Source organism: Alistipes sp. An54 (assembly GCF_002159375.1).
GTDB lineage: Bacteria > Bacteroidota > Bacteroidia > Bacteroidales > Rikenellaceae > Alistipes > Alistipes megaguti.
Genome location: NZ_NFIA01000002.1, coordinates 224135 through 243882, shown reverse-complemented (window position 1 = coordinate 243882; position 19748 = coordinate 224135). Strand labels below are relative to the sequence as shown.

At 60.2% G+C, this 19748-nt stretch carries 19 protein-coding genes, 1 tRNA gene and 1 pseudogene; 8 read left to right on the top strand and 13 right to left on the bottom strand.

Annotation, left to right across the window (positions count from 1 at the left end; all coding sequences use genetic code 11):
- Positions 1 to 14: 14 nt before the first annotated feature.
- The gene (locus B5G09_RS03405; RefSeq protein WP_087404029.1) at positions 15 to 2957 is read right to left on the bottom strand and encodes a TonB-dependent receptor; all 2943 of its coding nucleotides are present in this window, start codon (positions 2955 to 2957) and stop codon (positions 15 to 17) included.
- 755 nt (positions 2958 to 3712) lie between these two features.
- The gene (locus B5G09_RS03400) at positions 3713 to 4291 is read right to left on the bottom strand and encodes a DUF4294 domain-containing protein (RefSeq protein WP_087309189.1); all 579 of its coding nucleotides are present in this window, start codon (positions 4289 to 4291) and stop codon (positions 3713 to 3715) included.
- A gap of 227 nt (positions 4292 to 4518) precedes the next feature.
- Between B5G09_RS03400 and B5G09_RS03395 the strand changes: the two genes are divergently transcribed.
- Complete coding sequence (locus B5G09_RS03395) at positions 4519 to 4893, top strand: thioesterase family protein (RefSeq protein ID WP_087309307.1); 375 nt, start codon at positions 4519 to 4521, stop codon at positions 4891 to 4893.
- Positions 4894 to 5032: 139 nt separating this feature from the next.
- Here B5G09_RS03395 and nhaD read toward each other — a convergent pair whose 3' ends face one another.
- Positions 5033 to 6379 carry a sodium:proton antiporter NhaD gene (nhaD, locus tag B5G09_RS03390; protein ID WP_206384406.1) on the bottom strand — a complete coding sequence of 449 codons (1347 nt, stop codon included), beginning with the start codon at positions 6377 to 6379 and terminating at the stop codon, positions 5033 to 5035.
- Positions 6380 to 6515: 136 nt separating this feature from the next.
- Between nhaD and B5G09_RS03385 the strand changes: the two genes are divergently transcribed.
- Positions 6516 to 6586 (top strand) — tRNA-Gln (locus B5G09_RS03385).
- Positions 6587 to 6915: 329 nt separating this feature from the next.
- On the opposite strand, the gene B5G09_RS13830 is transcribed toward B5G09_RS03385, so the two are convergent.
- From B5G09_RS13830 to B5G09_RS03360, 6 genes are all read right to left on the bottom strand, one after another.
- Positions 6916 to 7125 (bottom strand): hypothetical protein, encoded by a 210-nt coding sequence (locus B5G09_RS13830; RefSeq protein WP_143256465.1) that lies wholly within the window; start codon positions 7123 to 7125, stop codon positions 6916 to 6918.
- Between the two features lie 19 nt (positions 7126 to 7144).
- Entirely contained in the window at positions 7145 to 7405 is a 261-nt protein-coding gene (locus B5G09_RS03380; RefSeq protein ID WP_087309190.1) for a GlsB/YeaQ/YmgE family stress response membrane protein, read from the bottom strand.
- 112 nt (positions 7406 to 7517) lie between these two features.
- Positions 7518 to 7766: a TIGR03905 family TSCPD domain-containing protein gene (locus tag B5G09_RS03375; protein WP_087309191.1), complete on the bottom strand. Its 249-nt coding sequence runs from the start codon at positions 7764 to 7766 to the stop codon at positions 7518 to 7520.
- Positions 7767 to 7931: 165 nt separating this feature from the next.
- Positions 7932 to 8252, bottom strand: a complete 321-nt coding sequence (yajC, locus tag B5G09_RS03370; RefSeq protein ID WP_162992884.1) for a preprotein translocase subunit YajC — start codon at positions 8250 to 8252, stop codon at positions 7932 to 7934.
- A 90-nt stretch (positions 8253 to 8342) separates the two neighbouring features.
- Positions 8343 to 9002, bottom strand: a complete 660-nt coding sequence (locus tag B5G09_RS14285) for a DUF1573 domain-containing protein (protein WP_241147555.1) — start codon at positions 9000 to 9002, stop codon at positions 8343 to 8345.
- Between the two features lie 13 nt (positions 9003 to 9015).
- The gene (locus tag B5G09_RS03360) at positions 9016 to 9951 is read right to left on the bottom strand and encodes a transcription antitermination protein NusB (RefSeq protein ID WP_087404027.1); all 936 of its coding nucleotides are present in this window, start codon (positions 9949 to 9951) and stop codon (positions 9016 to 9018) included.
- Positions 9952 to 10039: 88 nt separating this feature from the next.
- Between B5G09_RS03360 and B5G09_RS03355 the strand changes: the two genes are divergently transcribed.
- The 3 genes from B5G09_RS03355 to B5G09_RS03345 are packed head-to-tail and all read left to right on the top strand — an operon-like array spanning position 10040 to position 12391.
- On the top strand, positions 10040 to 11311 hold the full coding sequence (locus tag B5G09_RS03355; protein WP_087309194.1) for an NAD(P)/FAD-dependent oxidoreductase: 1272 nt from the start codon (positions 10040 to 10042) through the stop codon (positions 11309 to 11311).
- Positions 11312 to 11330: 19 nt separating this feature from the next.
- Positions 11331 to 11843: a hypothetical protein gene (locus B5G09_RS03350; RefSeq protein WP_087404026.1), complete on the top strand. Its 513-nt coding sequence runs from the start codon at positions 11331 to 11333 to the stop codon at positions 11841 to 11843.
- Positions 11840 to 12391, top strand: a complete 552-nt coding sequence (locus B5G09_RS03345; RefSeq protein ID WP_087404025.1) for a cob(I)yrinic acid a,c-diamide adenosyltransferase — start codon at positions 11840 to 11842, stop codon at positions 12389 to 12391. The genes B5G09_RS03350 and B5G09_RS03345 overlap by 4 nt, the downstream gene beginning before the upstream one ends.
- Before the next feature lie 90 nt (positions 12392 to 12481).
- Here the strand turns inward: B5G09_RS03345 and B5G09_RS03340 are convergent.
- The 4 genes and pseudogenes from B5G09_RS03340 to B5G09_RS03325 form a co-directional block, all read right to left on the bottom strand.
- Positions 12482 to 12898 (bottom strand): annotated as a pseudogene (locus B5G09_RS03340) (EamA family transporter).
- Between the two features lie 120 nt (positions 12899 to 13018).
- Positions 13019 to 13240, bottom strand: a complete 222-nt coding sequence (locus tag B5G09_RS03335; RefSeq protein ID WP_009597992.1) for a DUF2795 domain-containing protein — start codon at positions 13238 to 13240, stop codon at positions 13019 to 13021.
- Between the two features lie 315 nt (positions 13241 to 13555).
- Positions 13556 to 14320, bottom strand: coding sequence for a class I SAM-dependent methyltransferase (locus B5G09_RS03330; protein WP_087404024.1), 765 nt, complete (start codon positions 14318 to 14320; stop codon positions 13556 to 13558).
- A 13-nt stretch (positions 14321 to 14333) separates the two neighbouring features.
- Positions 14334 to 15194 (bottom strand): S1-like domain-containing RNA-binding protein, encoded by an 861-nt coding sequence (locus B5G09_RS03325; protein WP_087404023.1) that lies wholly within the window; start codon positions 15192 to 15194, stop codon positions 14334 to 14336.
- Positions 15195 to 15371: 177 nt separating this feature from the next.
- Between B5G09_RS03325 and B5G09_RS03320 the strand changes: the two genes are divergently transcribed.
- From B5G09_RS03320 to B5G09_RS03310, 3 genes are all read left to right on the top strand, one after another.
- On the top strand, positions 15372 to 16148 hold the full coding sequence (locus B5G09_RS03320; RefSeq protein WP_087404022.1) for a nitrilase-related carbon-nitrogen hydrolase: 777 nt from the start codon (positions 15372 to 15374) through the stop codon (positions 16146 to 16148).
- A 97-nt stretch (positions 16149 to 16245) separates the two neighbouring features.
- Complete coding sequence (uvrA, locus tag B5G09_RS03315; RefSeq protein WP_087404021.1) at positions 16246 to 19062, top strand: excinuclease ABC subunit UvrA; 2817 nt, start codon at positions 16246 to 16248, stop codon at positions 19060 to 19062.
- A gap of 128 nt (positions 19063 to 19190) precedes the next feature.
- Complete coding sequence (locus B5G09_RS03310; protein WP_087404020.1) at positions 19191 to 19733, top strand: DUF4251 domain-containing protein; 543 nt, start codon at positions 19191 to 19193, stop codon at positions 19731 to 19733.
- The last annotated feature ends 15 nt before the right edge of the window (positions 19734 to 19748 follow it).

The window sequence follows — 19748 nt, the reverse complement described above, 5'->3', positions numbered from 1 at the left end:
TCATTGGCTGTCGATTAGAACGTGAGGTCGAGACCGAACGTGAATTGGCGGGACATGGGATATTGCGCCTGATACATGTTTCCGATACCTTCGGGATCGAGGCCCGAGAATTTGGTGAACGTGAAGAGGTTCTGCGCCTGGGCGTAGATTCGTATTCCGTTGATGAACCGGGTTTTGCGCAGCAGTTCCTGGGGGAACGAGTAGCTGAGCATGAGGTTTTTCAGACGCAGGAACGAGGCATCCTCCAGCAGACGGTCGTCAAACTCGGTGTAGACGCCGTGACGCGGGATGTCGGTGATGTCACCGGGCTTCTTCCAGCGGTCGAGCAGCTTGCGCGACTGGTTGTAGGCGCTGTAGCGGCCGTTCGACTCGTCGAAGTATCGGTCGTTGTTGATCATCCAGCGGTCGGCCACCCACGAGAACTGGGCCGAGAGCGAGATTCCCTTCCAGGAGAGGTTCGTGCCGAAACCGCCGGCCCAGGGGGCGTTCATGCTCTTGCCGACGAGCACCTTGTCTTCGTCGCGCATTTCGGTAGTGATTTCGCCGTCCTTGGTGTACCAGAGGGCGTCTCCGTTTGCGGGGTTGACGCCGGCGAAGCGGTTGACGTAGAATTCGCCGCTGTCGTGACCGACGACGAGCTTCATCGACGTAGCGGACATTTCATACTCCTGCACGCCGTTGTAGAGTTCGAGGATCTTGTTTTTGTTGTAGGAGAAGTTTGCGTTGAGCGACCATGCGAAGTCTTTCGTGGCGACGACCGTACCGGAGAGGTTGACCTCGGCGCCGCGGTTGACCATCACGCCGATGTTGTCCCAGTAGTAGCCGTATCCTTTGTCGGCGTAGGACTGGGGGACCTGCATGAGCATGTCGGAGGTGCGCTTGTTGTAGAGTTCGAAGTCGACGTTCAGGCGGTTCCAGAAACCGAAGTGGAAACCGAGGTTTGTGGTCCAGGTCTTCTCCCAACCGAGGTCCTCGTTACCGGGCTGGCTGGGGGCCATACCGGCATCGCCGTAGTAATTCAGGCCTCCGCTCACCAGGGCGAGGTGTTCGTAGTTGGGGATGGAGGAGTTGCCCGAGGTACCGGTGCTGAAGGAGATCTGTGCGTTCGAGAGCCAGCGGCTGACGTTCTCCATGAAAGCTTCGTTGCGGAGGTTCCACATCAGGCCGACGCTCCAGAAACCGCCCCAGCGGTGTCCGGTACCGAAACGCGACGAGGCGTCGGTACGCAGCGCAATGTCGGCGTAGTAACGCTGGTCGTAGTTGTATTCGCCGCGGCCGAAGACCGACATGTAGGAGTAGTCGTCATCGGTCGTGTCGCTCCACGAGGTGACGCGCGTACCGGAGGTGATGTTGACCAGTTTGTCGTTGTTCTGACCTTCGGCCCGCAGCGTGAATCCCTCGTAGTGGTAGTTGACGCCCTCCTGACCGAGCAGGAAGTTGAACGAGTGCTTGTCCTTCTGGAACTGATAGTTGAGCGTGTTGGTGACCGAGAGGGTCAACGCATCGCTCGAGAGGCGCTGGGCGTTGCCCTGACCGAGATTCGGGGCATAGCTCGGGGCCGAGGTGCTCAGACCGGTCATGTGTGAGAAGTCGACGTTGAACTGCGACTTGAAGGTCAGCCCCTCGATGATGGTAGCCTCGGCGAAGATGCTCGACACGAGTTTGTATTTCTTGTAGGAGCGCTGGTTGTTCTTGATCCACTCCAGGGGGTTCTGTCCGTCACCCTTCCACGATCCGTCGTTGACCGAAGCGAGCGATCCGTCGGGGTTGTAGGGGTTCCAGTAGGGGAGCATGAATCGGGCGGCGGAGATCGGGGTCACGAGGGTGTATTCGCCATCGTCGGCCTGTTCGATATCCTGGTAGTTGAGCATGGTGTTGGTCCCGATCTTGAGCCACTTGGCGGCGCGCTGTTCGATATTGGCACGGATGGAGTACCGGTCGAAGTTCGAGCCCAGGGCGATACCCTCCTGGCTGTAGTATCCGCCCGAGACGTAGTAGTTTGTCTTCTCGTTGGCGCCCGACACGGAGAGTTCGTAGTTCTGGAGCATGGCGGCGTTGTTGTAGACTTCGTCGAGCCAGCAAACGTCGGTTTGGCTGAGGAGGTTGTAGTCCTTTCCGTCGGTCAGTCCGATCTCCTTTTCATACTGGATGCGCTCCTCGGTGTTCATCAGGTCCCAGTTGCCCTTGGCGATCTGGGAGAAACCGAGCTGCATGCGGTAGGAGATGATGGGCTTTTCGGCCATTCGACCGCGTTTGGTGGTGATGACGACGACGCCGTTCGAGGCACGCGAACCGTAGATCGAGGTCGACGAGGCGTCCTTGAGGACGGAGATCGACTCGATGTCGGAGGGGTTGATGGCGTTGAAGTCGGAGCTTGAGATGGGAATACCGTCGAGGATGTACAGGGGGGCGGTACCGGAGTTGATGGAGTTTGTACCGCGGATGGTGAACGTAGCGGCGACGCTGGGTTCACCGGTGCTGGACATGACGGTCAGACCGGGGACCTGTCCCTGGAGGGCCTGGTCGAAGGCGGCCGTAGGAGTTGATTCGACCTTTTCGGCCTTGACGGTTGAGACCGAACCGGTGATTGTTCCCTTTTTGCGGACACCGTAAGCGATGACCACGACATCGTCGAGGGCCTGAGCTTCGGGCTGGAGCTCGACGTCGTGAGTGAGTTTGGCAGTTCCCTCGGGGACGGTGAATTCGGCGACCTTGAAGCCGATGTAGTGATAGGAGAGAACTGTTCCGGGAGTGACGACGATGGAGTAGGATCCGTCGCCGAGGGTGCTGACACCGCTGGTGCTGCCGGAAAGTACGTGGACACCGACCAGAGGAGCCTTGTCTTCGGCCGATGTGACGACACCGCTAACCGTGATACTTCCCCCCCCCTGGGCCAGGGCGGGTAATGAACACAAAAGGAAAGCGAATTTCAGTAGTAGAATTTTTGATTGTTGCATAGTGAAATTACTTTCTGTCGCCACAAATGTGAATAATATAAATGATTTAAACAAACCGGTGAATGGACCGAAATGTAATCTTTCTGTCGGCAAAGTGTATTGCCGCCTATTATTGAAATAATTTAATATCTTGTTTTACAGTCTTTTAATGTGAAATAACAGTTTGTAATCTAAAAGGCGAAAAAAATATAAAAAAATTTTTTTCAAAACTCGGAAAATGGGGCGGAAAAGGGGGAATTTGGCAGAAAACAAGGAGGAGTTCCCGGAGCGGAGACAGGTTGATTCTTGAAGGTTGCCGAGGGGACGTAATGTACTAAAAGTAGCCTTATATGCCCTTGTAGGGCGGTTTTTTGGATTGATTGCCAATTTTGGCAAGGAACGGGGATTGGCTTCCTCAACTCTTGAATGACCCGTTGTGTCGATCGTTTATGTGGTGGGGGGGGGTAAAGTAACAGATTGTAATCAAAAATGGCCAAAATGCTTTTGATACGAAATTTTGATGCGATTGGTAACCGGATTTTACGAGCGTTGTTTCCGGAAAACTATTTCGGCCATTTTCGTTTATATGATCGGATCTGCTTATTGTTGGATTTGGGGGGCGGGGCGATCCGATTCGGCTGGATCCCGTTTTGACGCGCAAAGTCCTGTAAATGTATATTTTCCGGATATTGACAGCACTCCCGATGGGTTTTGTCCGGAGCGGGGGGGTGACTGTCCGGATTGTCCGATGGGGAGGGGTTGCGGACCGGGCCGGGTCAGCGGATCAGACCGGCTTCGTAGTAGATGATGATTTGTTCGATCATCTTGTCTTCGCCCTCGCGGTCGTATTGCGATTTGAGGTCCTGTCCGAAGACCTTCGAGACGCCTTGCCAGAATCCGGCGATGAATCCACCGCGGAACTCCTTGAGGACCTGGTAGGCGGTGTATTCGGTTTCGCGGTCGATGAGTTTGAGCAGGACGCGGCCCTGGGTTCGTGTCATGTGTTTCAGTACGGGGGTGTACTCCTCCTTGATCTGGTTGTACACCTCCTTGATATAGGCTTTCTGGGCTTTTTTGGTTGGGAGGCGGCAGAGTTCGTCCTCCATTTCGGCCATTTTGGCGCGTGCGATCTTGGCGATGGGGTATACCTTTCGCACGGCATCGACCAGCCGGCGGTAACGTCGCAGGTCGACCGGTCGGCTGAAGACGTAGACGGGCAGGATATGGACCAGCGCGATGGAGTCGCCGTTTTTCTGGACTTCCCACTCCTGATGCCAGAATCCGCGACCGCCCTGGGCCATCACTTCGGGGAGTGCGGCCGTGATCAGGAAGAGGAGCAGGAACCACTTTTTCATGATCGGCAATGGGGGTTCAGTCGATGGAAAAACGGGCGGCCCGGGGTTAAAATTGCGTCGAAAGGTCGTTTTTTGCGCCCGATTTGCTTATCTTTGCCGGCGTCACACCTGCGCAAATATACGACAACTTCGCGGGAGAAGCAAATCCTGGGGGTGCGGAACGGATCCGGATGTCGGGAGCGAGTGGTGTGCGAATGAAGAAAAACGAACCAAAACAGGAAAAGGAGATGCTTGAAGCAGGACTTTCGGGCCGCAGCACCACGACGGTGACGGCTGAGAATACGGCCGCCGCGATGGGATCGGGCGACCTTGCGGTATTTGCCACGCCGGCGATGGTGGCATTGATGGAGCATGCGGCGATGGAGGCCGTGGCCGGGGAGTTGCCCGAGGGGTCGACGACCGTGGGCTCGGAGATGAACACGACGCACGTGAAGCCTTCGAAACTGGGGGCCGAGATCACCGCCACGGCGGTTTTGACGGCGGTTGAGGGGCGCAAACTGACCTTCAACGTCGGAGCGCGCGACGAGGTCGGACTGATCGGCGAGGGGACGCACGTCCGCTACGTGGTGGACCGCCGCCGCTTCTTGGAAAAACTGGGCTGATTCAGCGGTCGGTGAACGACGCCGGCCCGTGCCGTACGGCAAACAGGGTGGCTGCCCCTTGGGGCGGTCACCCTGTCTGCTCTCGGGGGTTGCCTTGTCTGTTCTCGGGGCGGTCACCCTGTCTGTTTTCCGGGGGTGGTTATCCGCCGAATCCGAACCAGAGGTGTTCGATCCAGATGACGCCGATTCCGGCGGCATATCCGGCCAGAGCCAGGAGCGAGATATGACGGGCATACCATCCGAAGGAGATTCTTTCGAGTCCCATGGCGACGACACCGGCGGCCGAACCGATGATGAGCAGACTGCCGCCGACGCCGGCGCAGTAGGTCAGCAGATGCCAGAAGAGGCCGTCGGGGAGGAATGCCCGGGCAAAGGCGGGATCGGCCGCCGCGGCCACCGCGGCGGCATCGGCCACGGGATACATGCCCATGCAGGCGGCCACCAGCGGGACATTGTCGACCACCGACGAGAGCAGGCCGATGACCGAAGCGATCGGGAAGGCGGCGTGTACGTGCAGGTCGAGCCAGCGGGCAGCCGACGCGAGCATTCCGGCCGATTCGAGGGCACCGACGGCCATAAGGATTCCGAGGAAGAAGAGGATGGTCGGCATGTCGATGTGCTTGAGGACCTTGGCCACGCGGGGTTGGATCGACTCCTCGAGATTTCGCAGCGCGCGTTTTCGGTAGTAGATCACCTCGGAGAGAATCCACATGGCGCCCAGCGAGATCATCATGCCCATGTAGGGAGGCAGTCCGGTGAGGCTTTTGAAGAGCGGGACGAAGAGCAGGCTGAGGACACCGGCGAGGAGCATGAAGCGCCGCAGCCGAGGGCCGATATAGGGAGGACAGACGTTCGGGAGAGGTTGCGGAGCGGGGGTGCTGCCCGGGGTGATGAAACGCATGGCGAGCAGCGTGGGGAGGGCGACCGAGACCAGACAGGGCAGCAGCAGTGCCGCGACGAGCCGGGCGGCGGTGACATTTCCCCGCATCCAGAGCATGATGGTCGTCACGTCACCGATGGGCGACCATGCTCCGCCGCTGTTTGCGGCGATGACGATCACCGAGGCGAAGATCCAGCGTTCGCGCGGATCGGCGATCAGCCGCCTGGCGAGCATCACCAGAATGATCGTGGTGGTCATGTTGTCGAGTGCGGCCGAGAGCAGGAAGGCGACTGCGGCGACGATGAGGAGGAGTTTGCGATGGTTTCGGGTGGAGATGTGGTCGGTGATGACGACAAATCCGCCGTAGGAGTCGATGAGGTTGACGATGGTCATGGCTCCGATCAGGAAGACGAGGATTTCGCACGTGTCGCCCAGTTGTTCGACGAGTTGCTGCTGGATCGAGGGGTCGTTTCCGGCGAGGCTGAGCAGGGTCCAGATTCCGCCGGCCATCAGCAGGGCGATGGCTGATTTGTCGATATGTGTTTTGTGCTCGAGAGCGATCAGGAGATATCCGATCGCGAAGAGCAGAGCCATGGAGGTGATCATGCTGTCGTGGTGGTGAAGGTTTGGGGTCCGGAGGAGCGGGCCAGAGGTTACAGATTTTGAAACCGGGCTTTTTTTGAAACCGGGCTTTGGAATTGGAAAAAATTTCGTATCTTTGTCCCGCTTTCGAGCAAGAGATTGAGCTGTGGTGTAATGGTAACACAGCAGATTTTGGTTCTGTCGTTCTGGGTTCGAATCCCGGCAGCTCAACCTGAGAAAGGTGGCCATCCGCAAGGAGTGGGCCACCTTTTTTTGGATGAAGAGGGATGAGGTGGGGGGGTGAGAATGGAGTGAGGGCAGGGGAGGCCCACTTTCGGGAGGGGCGGTGAGAACTCCTTTTTGTCCGGAAGGAGCCTCTGTCGGAACCCATCCGAAAGTTTTCCGGAGTTTTCCGGAGTTTCCCGGAGCCTTGGAGCGAACCTGCGGACCCCCCCCCGTGTCAAAGCCCGGGCCAATGTCCGACGCCGGAGCCCGGTGCCGGAACCGCACATCGCCCTCTTCCTGCCGAAATCCTTCCCCTGCCGGAGTGCCGGAGCCGGTTATTGTCGGTGCTTGTGCGCTTCCGGCCGGGACTCCTGGTCGCACTCCTGCGTTTGAGACCCCTCGGCGGGATTTTCTCGGGAGCAGCGGGTGCGGCTGTCGATGCGGGAGGAGAAGAGTGCCATGGTTTCGAGATTGTCCGGGTCCGTTTCTGCGGAATTCGCGTTTTCGTTCGAAGGACGTGAGGTGTCGTGCGTGGATTGTTTCATGCGCTTGTCCGTTCGAGGACTATTTGCGGTTTGTTTTTTTGCGGTGAGAGATCAGTGCGGCGATCCACAAGAGCAGGATGGCGCCGATGACGGCCGTTACGAGACTGCCGAGAGTTCCGACGGGAACGAGCCCGATCCAGGAGAGGACCCAACCGCCGAGCATGCCGCCGATGAGTCCGACGAGCAGATTGACAAATAATCCCGAGCCGCTGCCCTTGACAATGAGGTTGGCGATCCATCCGGCCGCCAGACCGATCAGAAGATACCAGATAAAATACATGGGTCGATGCGTTTTTTGATTACGCATCGCAGGGGAGCAAAATCCGTTCCGAAACCGGATCCGGGCGACGGACGGAGCCATTCCTTTCAGCGCTTTGCCGTCGGAGCGGGGCTCAGCACCCGGTTTTGAGGGCCCGGGCCAGCTGATCGGGACAGGAGGTTCCTTTGCCGTGGCAGTCGATACCCTCGAGGCGGGCGATCACCTCGTCGGCCTTCATGCCGCGGACCAGGGCGGCAACCCCCTGCGTATTGCCGTGACAACCGCCCGTGAAGGAGACGTTGCGGACGATTCCGTCTTCGATATCGATGTCGATCTGCCGCGAGCAGGTTCCCTGGCAGGGGTGGGTTATGTGTCGGATCATGGAATGAATCGTTATTTGGGTTTTCCGCCTGCAAATATACGAAAGCGGAGGGCTTCGTGCAACTCCCGGTGCCGGAGCGAGGATCTTTCCGTCAGAGGGGTAAAGGAAAGAGGGCCGCAACTTCTGAGTTGCGGCCCTCTTTGGCGGGGGATCCGAGCGGGAATATTACTGACGCTGGAGATCCGAGTTGTCGGCAACGACCATGTTTTTGTCGATGCGGAGCGTTACGTTGCTGTCCACCTCGATCAGGAGGGTCGTCTCCTTGATCTCCTTCACGGTACCGTAGATACCGCCGGCGGTGATGATCTTGTCACCCTTTTTGAGGCCGTCGCGGAACGCCTGCATCTGCTTGCGGCGCTTGGCTTCGGGTCGCCACATGAAGAGCCAGAGGACCAGCACCATCAGGACGATCATGATAATGAAACTGTACTGCTGCATGAATCCGGGCTGCGGTTCCACGGGCGGAGTTTGAAGGAATTGAATCATAATGGTTATTCGGTTTTTTTGGTGAAAATTTCGGGTGTTTGGAAAACTTAACGCGACAAAGATAGAAAATATTGTCGAAAAAACAAGGATTTATTCGATGTCGGCCTCGACGAAGATCCGCAGGGGCTTTTGGGCGCCGGAGAGGATGAGATCCATGCGTTTGAGCTGCCAGCCGTATTCGCCGCGGGAGTCGAATGTCATTTCGAGGGTTCGGGCCTGGCCGGGTGCAAGGGGTTGGGCGTCATGGTCGAGCGAGATGCAGCCGCAGCTGCGTTGGGTGGAGAGGATGACCAGAGGTTTGGCCGAGGTGTTTTCGAGTTGGAAGCGCAGGACGGCGATTTCGCCGGATCCGAGGCGTCCGAAACGAAGCGTATCCGTGCTGCCGTGCATAAGCACCGAGTCTGAAATTGCGATGATTCGGCCTCGGAAAGGCTTCCGTTTTCCGGGCTGGGCGAGACTCTTGCCGTCGGATTGCGCCGATGCTTTTCCTCGGAGAGCGTCGTGGCCCGCCGCCGCACCATCCGTTGTTCCTGCCGCCGCGCCATCCGTTGTTCCTGCCGCCGCTCCGGTTCCCGTTGCTGCATCCGCCGTCACGCCATCCGTTGTTCCTGCCGTCTCTTCCGCCGCCGTTTGCCCCGTTTCGGCCCCGGCCGTAGCCCCGGCTTTGCGGGACGCGCCGCCACAAGCGGCCAAAGCCGCCAGGATGGTGCCGGCGGCAAGGATTCGGATCAGGAATCGCTGCATATGCATGATCCGTGAGGATTTAGATCAGACCGCGTCCGGCCTTTTTGATGCGTCCCTCTTCGGTGAGCGATGCGACGATCTTGTCGAGCACGCCGTTGATGAAGGTGCTGCTGCCGGGCGTGGAGTAGTATTTCGAGATTTCGATCCACTCGTCGAGGGTCACCTTGACGGGGATCGAGGGGAAGGAGGTCAGCTCGGCGATGGCCGTACCGATGATGAGGTTGTCCATGAAGACGATTCGGTCGACGTCCCAGTTTGCGGTGAACTTTTCGATGTAGTCCTGATAGGAGTTGTAGTTGACCAGAGCCTTTTCGAAGAGGGTCTTGACGAATTCGGGATCCTCCTGGCTCTTGAATTTGGGCGGGATGCGGATTTCGGAGTGGGAGGCGCGCAGGCCTGAGAGCGAGCGCAGGATCATCATGGTGATGTAGGGCAGGTCGTCGCTCCAGAGCAGGGAGATCTCCTCGAGGGCCTCTTCGAGGGCGTCGGACTCCTGCAGCGACTTGAAGAACTCTTCGACGAGCTGTTTGTCCTCCTCGAACGAGCGGCTGTCGTGCTGCATGTACTCCTTGTAGGCGGGGGTTTCGGCGAACTGCGCGTAGAGGGTCCGGATGAGTTCGGGGTATTGGCTCCAGCCGAGTTTTCGGGCGGCGATCCGGTCGTTGACGGCATCGCTGTTGGCGATGATGCGGATGACGGCGTTGTCGACGAACTTGGTATTGGGGTTGAGGTCCTCGTAGGTGGGGAGTTTCTTCTGTTTGGCGATATCGATCCGCTGCTGGGCGTAACGGGCGACCTCGACGGGCAGGATGAGGATCTGGAAATAGAGGTCGTAGGCCTTGTCCACGGAGGCCATCAGGGTCTTTTCCGAAGCCATCATGTTGTCGGCTCCCGATTTGAGGTGTGCGAAGAGGGCCTTGATGACCTTGATGCGGAGTAATCTTCTGCTCAACATATATAGAACGATGTTTTTCGGGCGCAAAGGTAGTGAAAAGGGGGCAAAAAATGAAAAATTTCGCATTAAATTCCTAATTTTGCAGCGTATGGAACAGAATGAAGAAAAACAACCCTGCGACGTGATCGTCATCGGGGCTGGAGCCGCGGGACTGATGGCTGCGGGCACGGCGGCACAGAACGGCCATCGGGTGCTGCTTCTGGAGAAGATGGAGAAGTCGGGTCGCAAGGTCCGCATAACGGGCAAGGGTCGCTGCAACGTCACCAACGCCCGGCCGGCCGAGGAGTTTGCCTCGCAGGTGCGGACCAACGCGGAGTTCTTCGCCCCGGCCTTTGCGGCCTTCAACAACCGGGCGACGATCCGTTTTTTCGAGCGCCGGGGGGTGAAACTCGAGATTGAACGCGGCGAACGGGTCTTTCCGAAGAGCGGCAAGGCGTGGGACATCGCCAATGCGCTGCTGGACTACTGCGTCGAGAACGGCGTGAAGATCCTCTACGATACGCGCGTGACGGGGATCCTGACCCTTGCCGGTCGGGTCTTCGGGGTGAAATACATCAACAAGCGGGGCTTTGAGCGCAAGGAGGAGGCTCCGCGGGTGATCCTGGCCACGGGGGGTGTTTCGTATCCGGCCACGGGGTCGACGGGCGACGGTTACGCCTTTGCGGCGGACCTGGGCCACACGATCGAACCGTTGCGGCCGTCGCTCACGCCGCTTGTGACGTCGCACCCGCAGGTCCGCTACCTCCACAAGCTGCTGCTGCGCAACGTGCGGGCGACGCTTTACGTCGATAACGCTCCGGTCCGCGAGGAGTTCGGCGAACTGGGCTTTTCGGAGCGAGGCATCGAAGGGGCCGTGGCGCTGCGGATGAGCCGCGATGCGGTTGATGCGCTGATCGACGGCCATCGGGTGAAACTCGTGGTCGACCTCAAGCCGGCGCTGACCGAAGAGCAGCTGCGCGACCGCATCGCACGTGAGCGGGCCGAGATGGCCCCGACGGAGTTCTTCGGCGAGTTGCTGCGCAAACTGGTTCCGCAGCCGCTGGTGCAGCCGCTGGCCCACGAGATAGACATCCACACGAAGGATTACGTTTCGAAGATTACGGACGAACAGGTGACGCGCCTGATCCGCACGTTGAAGGGGCTGACCTTTCCGATCTCGGACTACGCGCCGTTCGAATATGCCGTGACGACGGCCGGCGGGGTCCGCTGCGACGAGGTCAACCCGCAGACGATGGAGTCGCTGAAGGTCCCGGGGCTCTACCTGGCGGGCGAGGTGCTCGACCTGGATGCCAATACGGGGGGCTATAACCTTCAGATTGCCTTTTCGACGGGGCGTCTGGCAGGCCAGCTCAGGAAATAATCGGGGGGGGCGCAACAGAATGAAACTTACCGGACACCGTTTGTCATTGCACCTTCCGCGACGGATGGCCGAATTGCGCAACCGCCTTTCGCGGGCGCGCTATTTCCGGGGTCACGGTGTCCATTCGCCCTTTGTCTACGATATCGTGCGGGAGGTTTTCATGCGACACACGCTGCTGGACGGCGACCGGCGGCTCTACGAGACGCTGTTGTCGGCCGGCATTCCGCACCGGCGGGCCGTGCAGCTGCAGAATCTGGCGATCCATTGCGGCTATGCGAGCTTCGGCATGAATCGTGCGGATGCGGATCTGTGCATCGTCACGCGGGATCTTCCGCGGGCCGAGACGCTGGCCCTTCTGCGCCGGGCGCGGGAGGAGGGTCATACCGTGGCGGTGATGTCGCCCTACGACGGACGCGAGCGGCAGGCGCTCTGCGCGCAGATTGTGGCGGGCCACCGCTCGACGACGGTCGACAACCGGGGTTACCTGCTTGTATTCAATAATTATTTACCGAAACAACATTTCCGACTATGAAAGTGTATACGAAGACGGGCGACCGGGGCCAGACCTCGCTGATCGGGGGAGAGCGGGTCCCGAAGAGCGACGAACGGGTCGAGGCCTACGGTACGGTGGACGAACTGACGGCCTTCACGGCGCTGTTGACCGACCAACTGCGGGGCGATGCCGCACTGGCCCCGACGGTCGACGATCTGAACCGGATCCTTTCGCGGCTGATGACGGTCGAGGCGTTGCTGGCGGCTGACAGCGAGGGGCGTAAGAGACTCTCGCCGCTGTCCGGCGAGGCGGTTGCATGGCTTGAGGGGCGGATCGACGCGATGCAGACCCAACTTCCGGCGATCGACAAGTTCACGATTCCGGGGGGTCATCCGGCCGTGTCGTGGAGTCACGTCTGCCGGACGGTGTGCCGCCGGGCGGAGCGGGCGGCGCTGCGTGCCGATGCAAAATACGGGGCTGACCCGACGGCGCTGGTGTGGTTGAACCGGCTGTCGGATTACTTCTACGTGCTGGGGCGGATGCTGACGGTCCATTTCGGCGTTGAGGAGACGCTGTGGATCCCCTGACCCGCTTCGCAGGACTTTTCTTTATAAACCGGCATTCCACGGATGCCGGTTTTTTGTTTCCGCCGGAGTCTCAGCCCGAGTTTCCGCCGGTTACTTGATCAGCATGATGATGCTTCCGCAGGTGATCAGCAGGGCTCCGGCCACTACGCGGGGCGATGCGGGTTCTTTGAGGAAGAGCATCGACAGGACGATGGTGATGACCACGCTCAGTTTGTCAATGGGGGCGACGCGCGACACATCCCCCGTCTGGAGGGCCTTGAAGTAGAATAGTCAGGAGAGTCCCGTGGCGATTCCCGAGAGGACGAGGAAGAGCCACGTGTGGGTTTCGATCTCGCGGATGGCAGCGGCCTGATGCCGGAAAATCACGATACCCCACGTCAGTATCAGGATGATGGAGGTGCGAATAGCTGTGGCAAGATCCGAATTGATCTCCCTGACGCCGACTTTGGCAAAGATGGCCGTCAGAGCGGCGAACAGGGCCGAGAGCAGGGCATAGTATTTCCACATGGTTTCGAATGGTTAAAGGTTTGGGAGGGGGCGGCGGCAGGGTTCGAAAAAAAATGCGACCCCGCGGGTCGCATTTCAGTTTTCGAGACAAGTTTCGGGACCGGGGCCTCCGACTCTGAACTAATACTCCTCCTCGTTGAAGAAGAAGTCGTCCTTGGAGGGGTAGTCGGGCCAGATATCCTCGATGGATTCGTATATTTCGCCTTCGTCCTCGATCTCCTGAAGATTCTCGAGCACCTCGAGTGGGGCACCCGAACGGACAGCATAGTCAATCAACTCGTCTTTTGTTGCGGGCCAGGGAGCATCTTCGAGCTTCGAGGCCAATTCCAGCGTCCAGTACATAGCTATAAAATTTTAAGTTGTTAATAATCAGCAGTTTGGTCGCTTTCGGGAGGATTGCCTTCCGATGATTGAATTGCAAAAGTATAAAAAAAACGAGAAAAACAAAAAAAATTGCAGAATCTTGAGACCAGTGTGTACGAAGTGGACAGAAAACGGCCCTGGCGGTGCTTTTAGGGCCATTTTTCGGCGAAATCAGGTTTCGGGACCGATTGTTTTGCTGAGCGGTGCAGGCTGACGTGTGGAGCGGCGTGGAGCAGCCTTGGCGGAGTGCAGCCGCGCCCCTTCCCCACTGGCCGGCCGCACCGTTTTGCACACCTATTTTACGGCGACGAAGAAGAGGTCGTAACACCCGTCGGCCACGGGCGCAATGCGGTAGTCGTCCATGCGGATGGAGACGGTCAGATCGCTGTTTTCGCGCAGGAGCCGGCGTCGGTTGAGGCGGTTGAGCAGGTCGTAGGGGATCTGGAGCATCCAGCGGGGCAGCCGGTGCTGGAGGTCGAGCACATCGAAACGGATGACACGTTCGACGCCGCGGCGGTTTTTTTCGTAGTACTCCGCGACGCGGTCATTTCCGAAGACGCCGAGCGCCTCGACCTGGCTGAATACGCTGCCAAGCAACTGCCGGAGCTCTGCGGCGGAGTATTCACGTACGTGCCAGGGGTTCCTCGTGAGCGACATCGGGGCATTGGGGGTGGTGACGATCAAGCGGCCGCCGGGGCGCAGTACGCGGTGGATTTCGTCGACGAAGCGCCGGTCGTCGCGGATGTGTTCGATGACCTGGAACGAGATGACGCAGTCGAACGACTCGTCGGGGAACTCCAGCGGCGGGACGACGGCCTGCCGGAACTCGACGTCGGGCCGTGCCAGCAGCTCGGGGGCCGGAATGTGCTTGTCGAGGGTGACGAATCGCCGGGCATGGGGAGCGACGACCTCGATTCCGTAACCGGCACCCGTACCGATCTCTAGCACATCGCCCGCAATGCGTTGTGCGGCGGCGTGGTAGGCGAGCAGCGAACGTTGGAAGACGAAGTTGTCCGAGGCTTCGCGCGAGACCCTTTCGGCAGTATTGATCGCAGCCATTTTTCGGGGGGGGTTAATGTTTCTCTTTCTCGGGGAGTTTCTCCACCAGCCGCATGCCCTCCTCGGAGGTGACGACGGCGCCGCGTTTGAGGAGCATGCCGAGCGAGCGTTTGAAGACCTTCTTGCTCATTTGCGTCAGGTGTTTGACCGCTTCGGGCGACGAGTCGTCGTTCAGGGGGAGGAATCCGCCGTTTTCGCGGAGCAGCCGCAGGAGCACCTCGGCCGAGTCCTTGACCTGGGCGAAACCGGTCTGCTGGAGGGAGATGTCGATGCGGTTGTCGTCGGTGATGCGGCTGACATAACCTGAGAGACGGTCACCGACGGCCACGGGGCGGAAGATCTGGTTTCGGTAGATCATTCCCCAATGGCGGTTGTTGACCACGACGCGGAATCCGATCGGGCTTTCGGAGGCGACCAGCAGCGAGACTTCGTCGCGGGGTTTGACCGTGATAGAGTCGTTGTTGACCCAGGCCTTGAACTTTTCGGTGGCCACGCAGCGGCCGGTGATGGCATCCTCGTAGAGATAGACGACGTAGGAGTGCCCGACCAGCACGCCGCCCTGCTGATTGCGGTTCGGGAGGAAGAGGTCCTTGCCGTGGAGGCCCCAGTCGAGGAATGCGCCGTGTGGGGTTTTGTCGACGACGCGCAGACAGCCGACCTCGCCGACCTTGAGCAGCGGGGTTTCGGTCGTGGCGACGAGCCGGTCCTCGGAGTCGTGGTAGACGAATACCTCCTTCTGGTCGCCGACCTTGTCGGAGAGCGAGGTGTAGCGGTTAGGCAGCAGGACCTCCTGCTGCTCTTCGTCGGCGAGATAGAGACCGTGGTCCGAGACGCGGCTGACGGTCAGGGTTTGCATGTATCCGGCTCTGAGCATAACGTGGTGGAAATAGTCCGGTGCAAAAGTACGTTTAATTTCGTGGGTTTGCAAACTCCGGTGGGGACAAGGCGAGAAAAAAGGCCGTTGGGAGTTGGAAAATCGGACGAAAATGGTTACCTTTACAAGAGTCCGGGCCACAGGTCCGGAGCCAGGCGACAAAAACAGCAACATTTTATGAAAAACGACGAAATTTTCGATCTGACCGTGCTGCAACTCGATGCGGCAACCGTTTCCGCGCAATCGCTCGAAACCATCGGCGAAGCCGTTCTCCGGGCCCCGGGCGATCTGGTCCTGCTGCCCGAGATGTTTGCCACGGGTTTCCGCCCGGATGCCACCGCGGTGGCGCAGCCCGCCGACGGGGAGATTGTCACGGCGCTGCGTGGGTGGGCGGCCGAAAGCGGCAAGGCCGTAGCGGGGAGTGTGGCCGTGCGTGACGGCGCGACGCTGCGCAACCGCCTCTTCTTCGCCCACCCGGGCGGAGAGCTCGCCTGGTACGACAAGCGCCACCTCTTCCGTCCGGGGGGCGAGACCGGGCACTTCACGCCGGGCAGCGACCGCACGGTGGTCGAATACCGGGGGCTGCGTTTTCTGCTGCTGGTCTGCTACGACCTGCGCTTTCCGGTGTGGAGCCGCTGCCGGCGGGATTACGACGTGATTCTGTGCAGTGCGGCGTGGCCCGAGTCGCGGCGCGACGTATGGCGGACGCTGCTCTGCGCGCGGGCGCTGGAGAACCAGGCCTGGATCGTGGGGACGAACTTCTGCGGCGAGGATTCGTCGGGGCGTTACGCCGGCTCGTCGGCCATCATCGACTGCTACGGGCGCTTTCGGGCCGAGGCTCCCGAACGCGGGGCGGCGTGCCGCACGGTCCACTTTTCGCTCGACGAGCAGAACCGCTTCCGGGAGCGCTTCCCGACGTGGTGCGACGCGGATGACTTCGTTTTGAAGCAATAAATCGCGGAAAATATCGTATCTTTGCACGATTCCCCGCGCCGCGAGGGGCGGGGAGGAGAGGGAGGTTGTGTGCCTCCCGGGCTACGATACGCACATTATGGAGGAAACGATCAAGATACAGGGTGCGCGGGTCCACAACCTGAAGAACGTGGATCTGGAGATTCCGCGCCACAAGCTGGTGGTCATCACGGGCCTTTCGGGTTCGGGCAAGTCGTCGCTGGCCTTCGACACGATCTACGCCGAGGGACAGCGGCGCTACATGGAGACGCTGTCGACCTATGCGCGTCAGTTCGTGGGGACGATGGAACGTCCGGACGTGGACAAGATCACGGGTCTGAGCCCGGTGGTCGCCATCGAGCAGAAGACGACGAACAGGAATCCGCGTTCGACGGTGGGCACCGTGACGGAGATCAACGACTTTCTGCGCCTGCTCTACGCGCGGGCGTCGCGGGCCTATTCGCCGGTGACGGGCGAGGAGATGGTCCACTATACCGACGACCAGATCGCCGATCTGATCCTGAAGGGGTTCTCGGGCCGGCGCATCGCGCTGATGGCGCCGATCGTCAAGGGGCGCAAGGGCCACTACCGCGAGCTGTTCGAATCGCTGGCCAGGAAGGGGTATATCTACGCCCGCATCGACGGTGAGATCCGCGAGATCTCGATCGGCATGCGTCTCGACCGCTACAAGATCCACACGATCGACCTGGTTGTCGACCGGCTGGTGGTGAGCGAGGATTCGCGCGAGCGGCTGATGTCGTCGCTCAAGGAGTCGATGCGGCAGGGCAAGGGGACGATGGCCGTCTACGACTACGGGACGGAGCAGCAGCGCTTCTATTCGCGCCACCTGATGTGCCCGACGACGGGCATTGCCTTCGAGGATCCGGCGCCGCACACCTTCTCGTTCAACTCGCCGAAGGGGGCCTGCCCCCACTGCAACGGTCTGGGCGAGGAGGCGGTCTTCGACGTGGGGAAGATCATCCCCGACCGTCGGCTGTCGCTGCGCGAGGGGGCTGTCGAGCCGCTGGGCAAATACCGCAACAACATGCTCTTCGCGACGCTCGAGATGCTGGGGCGCCGCTACGACTTTACGCTCGATGACCCGATCGAGAGCTTCTCGGAGGAGGCGTTGAACGCCGTGCTCTACGGCGATTCGGAACCTTTGACGGTCGATCTTTCGGAGTTCAGCTCCTCGGGCGGGCGGCAGTTTCTCTCGTGGGAGGGGGTCGCCGAGTATATCGGGCGCACGGAGGATGACGACTCGAAACGCGGGCAGAAGTGGCGCGACCAGTTCCTCGTCTACCGCAAGTGCTCGGTCTGCGGGGGGACGCGCCTGAAGAAGGAGGCGCTGCAGTTCCGCGTCGCGGGCAAGAACATCGCCGAGGTTTCGGCCCTGTCGATTGCCGAATTTTCGGAGTGGGTGCCGACCATCCGCGCCTCGATGACCGACAAGGAGTGGCGCATTGCGCAGGAGATCGTCAAGGAGATCTCCGAGCGGCTGCGCTTCCTGATGGACGTGGGGCTGGGCTACCTGTCGCTGGCGCGCTCGTCGCGATCGCTGTCGGGGGGCGAGAGCCAGCGCATCCGGCTGGCGACGCAGATCGGCTCGAAACTGGTCAACGTGCTCTATATCCTCGACGAGCCCTCGATCGGCCTCCACCAGCGCGATAACCGGCGGCTGATCCGCAGCCTGGAGGAGCTGCGCGACGCCGGCAACTCGGTGATTGTCGTCGAACACGACGAGGACATGATGCGCGCGGCGGATTTCATCGTCGACGTGGGGCCGAAGGCGGGGCGCCGCGGCGGCTACATCGTGGCCGCGGGGACGTTCGACGACATCCTGCACGCGAATACCATCACGGCCGACTACCTCACGGGCCGTCGCCGCATCGAGATTCCTTCGACGCTGCGGCCGGGAACGGGCGAGTCGATCACGCTCCGCGGGGCGCGGGGCAACAACCTGCGCAACGTGACGGTGAGCTTTCCGCTGGGCAAGTTCATCTGCGTGACGGGTGTGAGCGGTTCGGGCAAGTCGACGCTGGTGAACGAGACGCTGCGTCCGATCCTCTCGAAGGCGCTCTACCGGTCGCTGGACCAGCCGCTGGAGTACGACTCGATCGAGGGGATCGAACACATCGACAAACTGGTGGTCGTCGACCAGTCGCCCATCGGACGCACGCCGCGGTCGAATCCGGCGACCTATTCGAACGTCTTCGCGGACATCCGCAAGCTGTTCGAGCTGACGCCCGATGCCCAGATCCGGGGCTTCAAGGCGGGGCGCTTTTCGTTCAACGTCAAGGGGGGACGGTGCGAGGAGTGCCGGGGGGCCGGTGTGCAGACCATCGAGATGAACTTTCTGCCGGACGTCTACGTGCGTTGCAAAGCGTGCGGCGGCCACCGCTACAACCGCGAGACGCTCGAGGTGCGCTACAAGGGCAAAAATATCGACGACGTGCTGAACATGACGGTGAACATGGCCGTGGAGTTCTTCGAGAACATCCCGTCGATCTACCAGAAACTCAAGGCGATCCAGGAGGTGGGGCTCGGTTATCTGACGCTGGGGCAGCCGTGCACGACGCTGTCGGGGGGTGAGAGCCAGCGGATCAAGCTCTCGGCCGAGCTTTCGAAACGCGATACGGGCCGTACGCTCTACATTCTCGACGAGCCGACGACGGGCCTCCATTTCGAGGATATCCGCCTGCTGCTGGAGGTGCTGAACAAGCTGGTCGACCGGGGCAATACGGTGATCGTCATCGAGCACAACCTCGACGTGGTGAAGGTGGCCGACCATCTGATCGACATCGGGCCCGAGGGCGGGGTAGGCGGCGGTGAGATCGTCGCCCAGGGGACTCCGCACGAGGTGGCGCAGTGTGAACGCAGCTATACGGGCCAGTTCCTGAAGCGAATGGGCCTTTGAGGAAACGCTCCCGGACGCCATGATGGGTGTCCGGGTTTTTTTTGCCGCGGGGACGGTCGCGGGGCGATCGGGCGGGCGGTTGCGGCATTGGTTTTGCGTTCATGGACGAAACCAAACCTTATCGTGCCATGAAAAAAACAGCCATTATCCTCCTTGGCCTTCTGCTGTGTGCGGGGGCCGTCGCCGTGATTGGACAGAAGAAGGTTCTGTCGCCGAAACAGGAGCAGCGCGAAGTGCGCGAGCAGCGTCGGGCCGAGCGCCTGGCCAACTACCAGAAGACGATGGATTCGATCATTCTGTCGCGCAACTTCCAGTTCAACCCGCAGACCATGCAGCGCCAGCCGGCCGGGCCGCTTCGCCAGATCATGAACCCGACCTTCAACGTGGGGATCTGGGACGGGACGGTGGACATCTGCCTTCCGTACGTAAAGGGGTACGTTCCTCCCTACTACACGACGGTTCTGAACTGTACGGTTCCCAGCGTACAGGGCTACACGACCGAACAGACCCACGAGGGGTGGATGGTAACCTTCTCGACGTCGCTGTTCACGGCCTCGACCTATACGTTTACGTTCGAGATCTTCTCGCAGACGGGCGGTGCCAACCTGACGATCACCAACCCGTGGTACAATCCCGTTCAGTATTCGGGGACGATCTCGCAGCTCTATTGATCCGGAAGGAGCTGC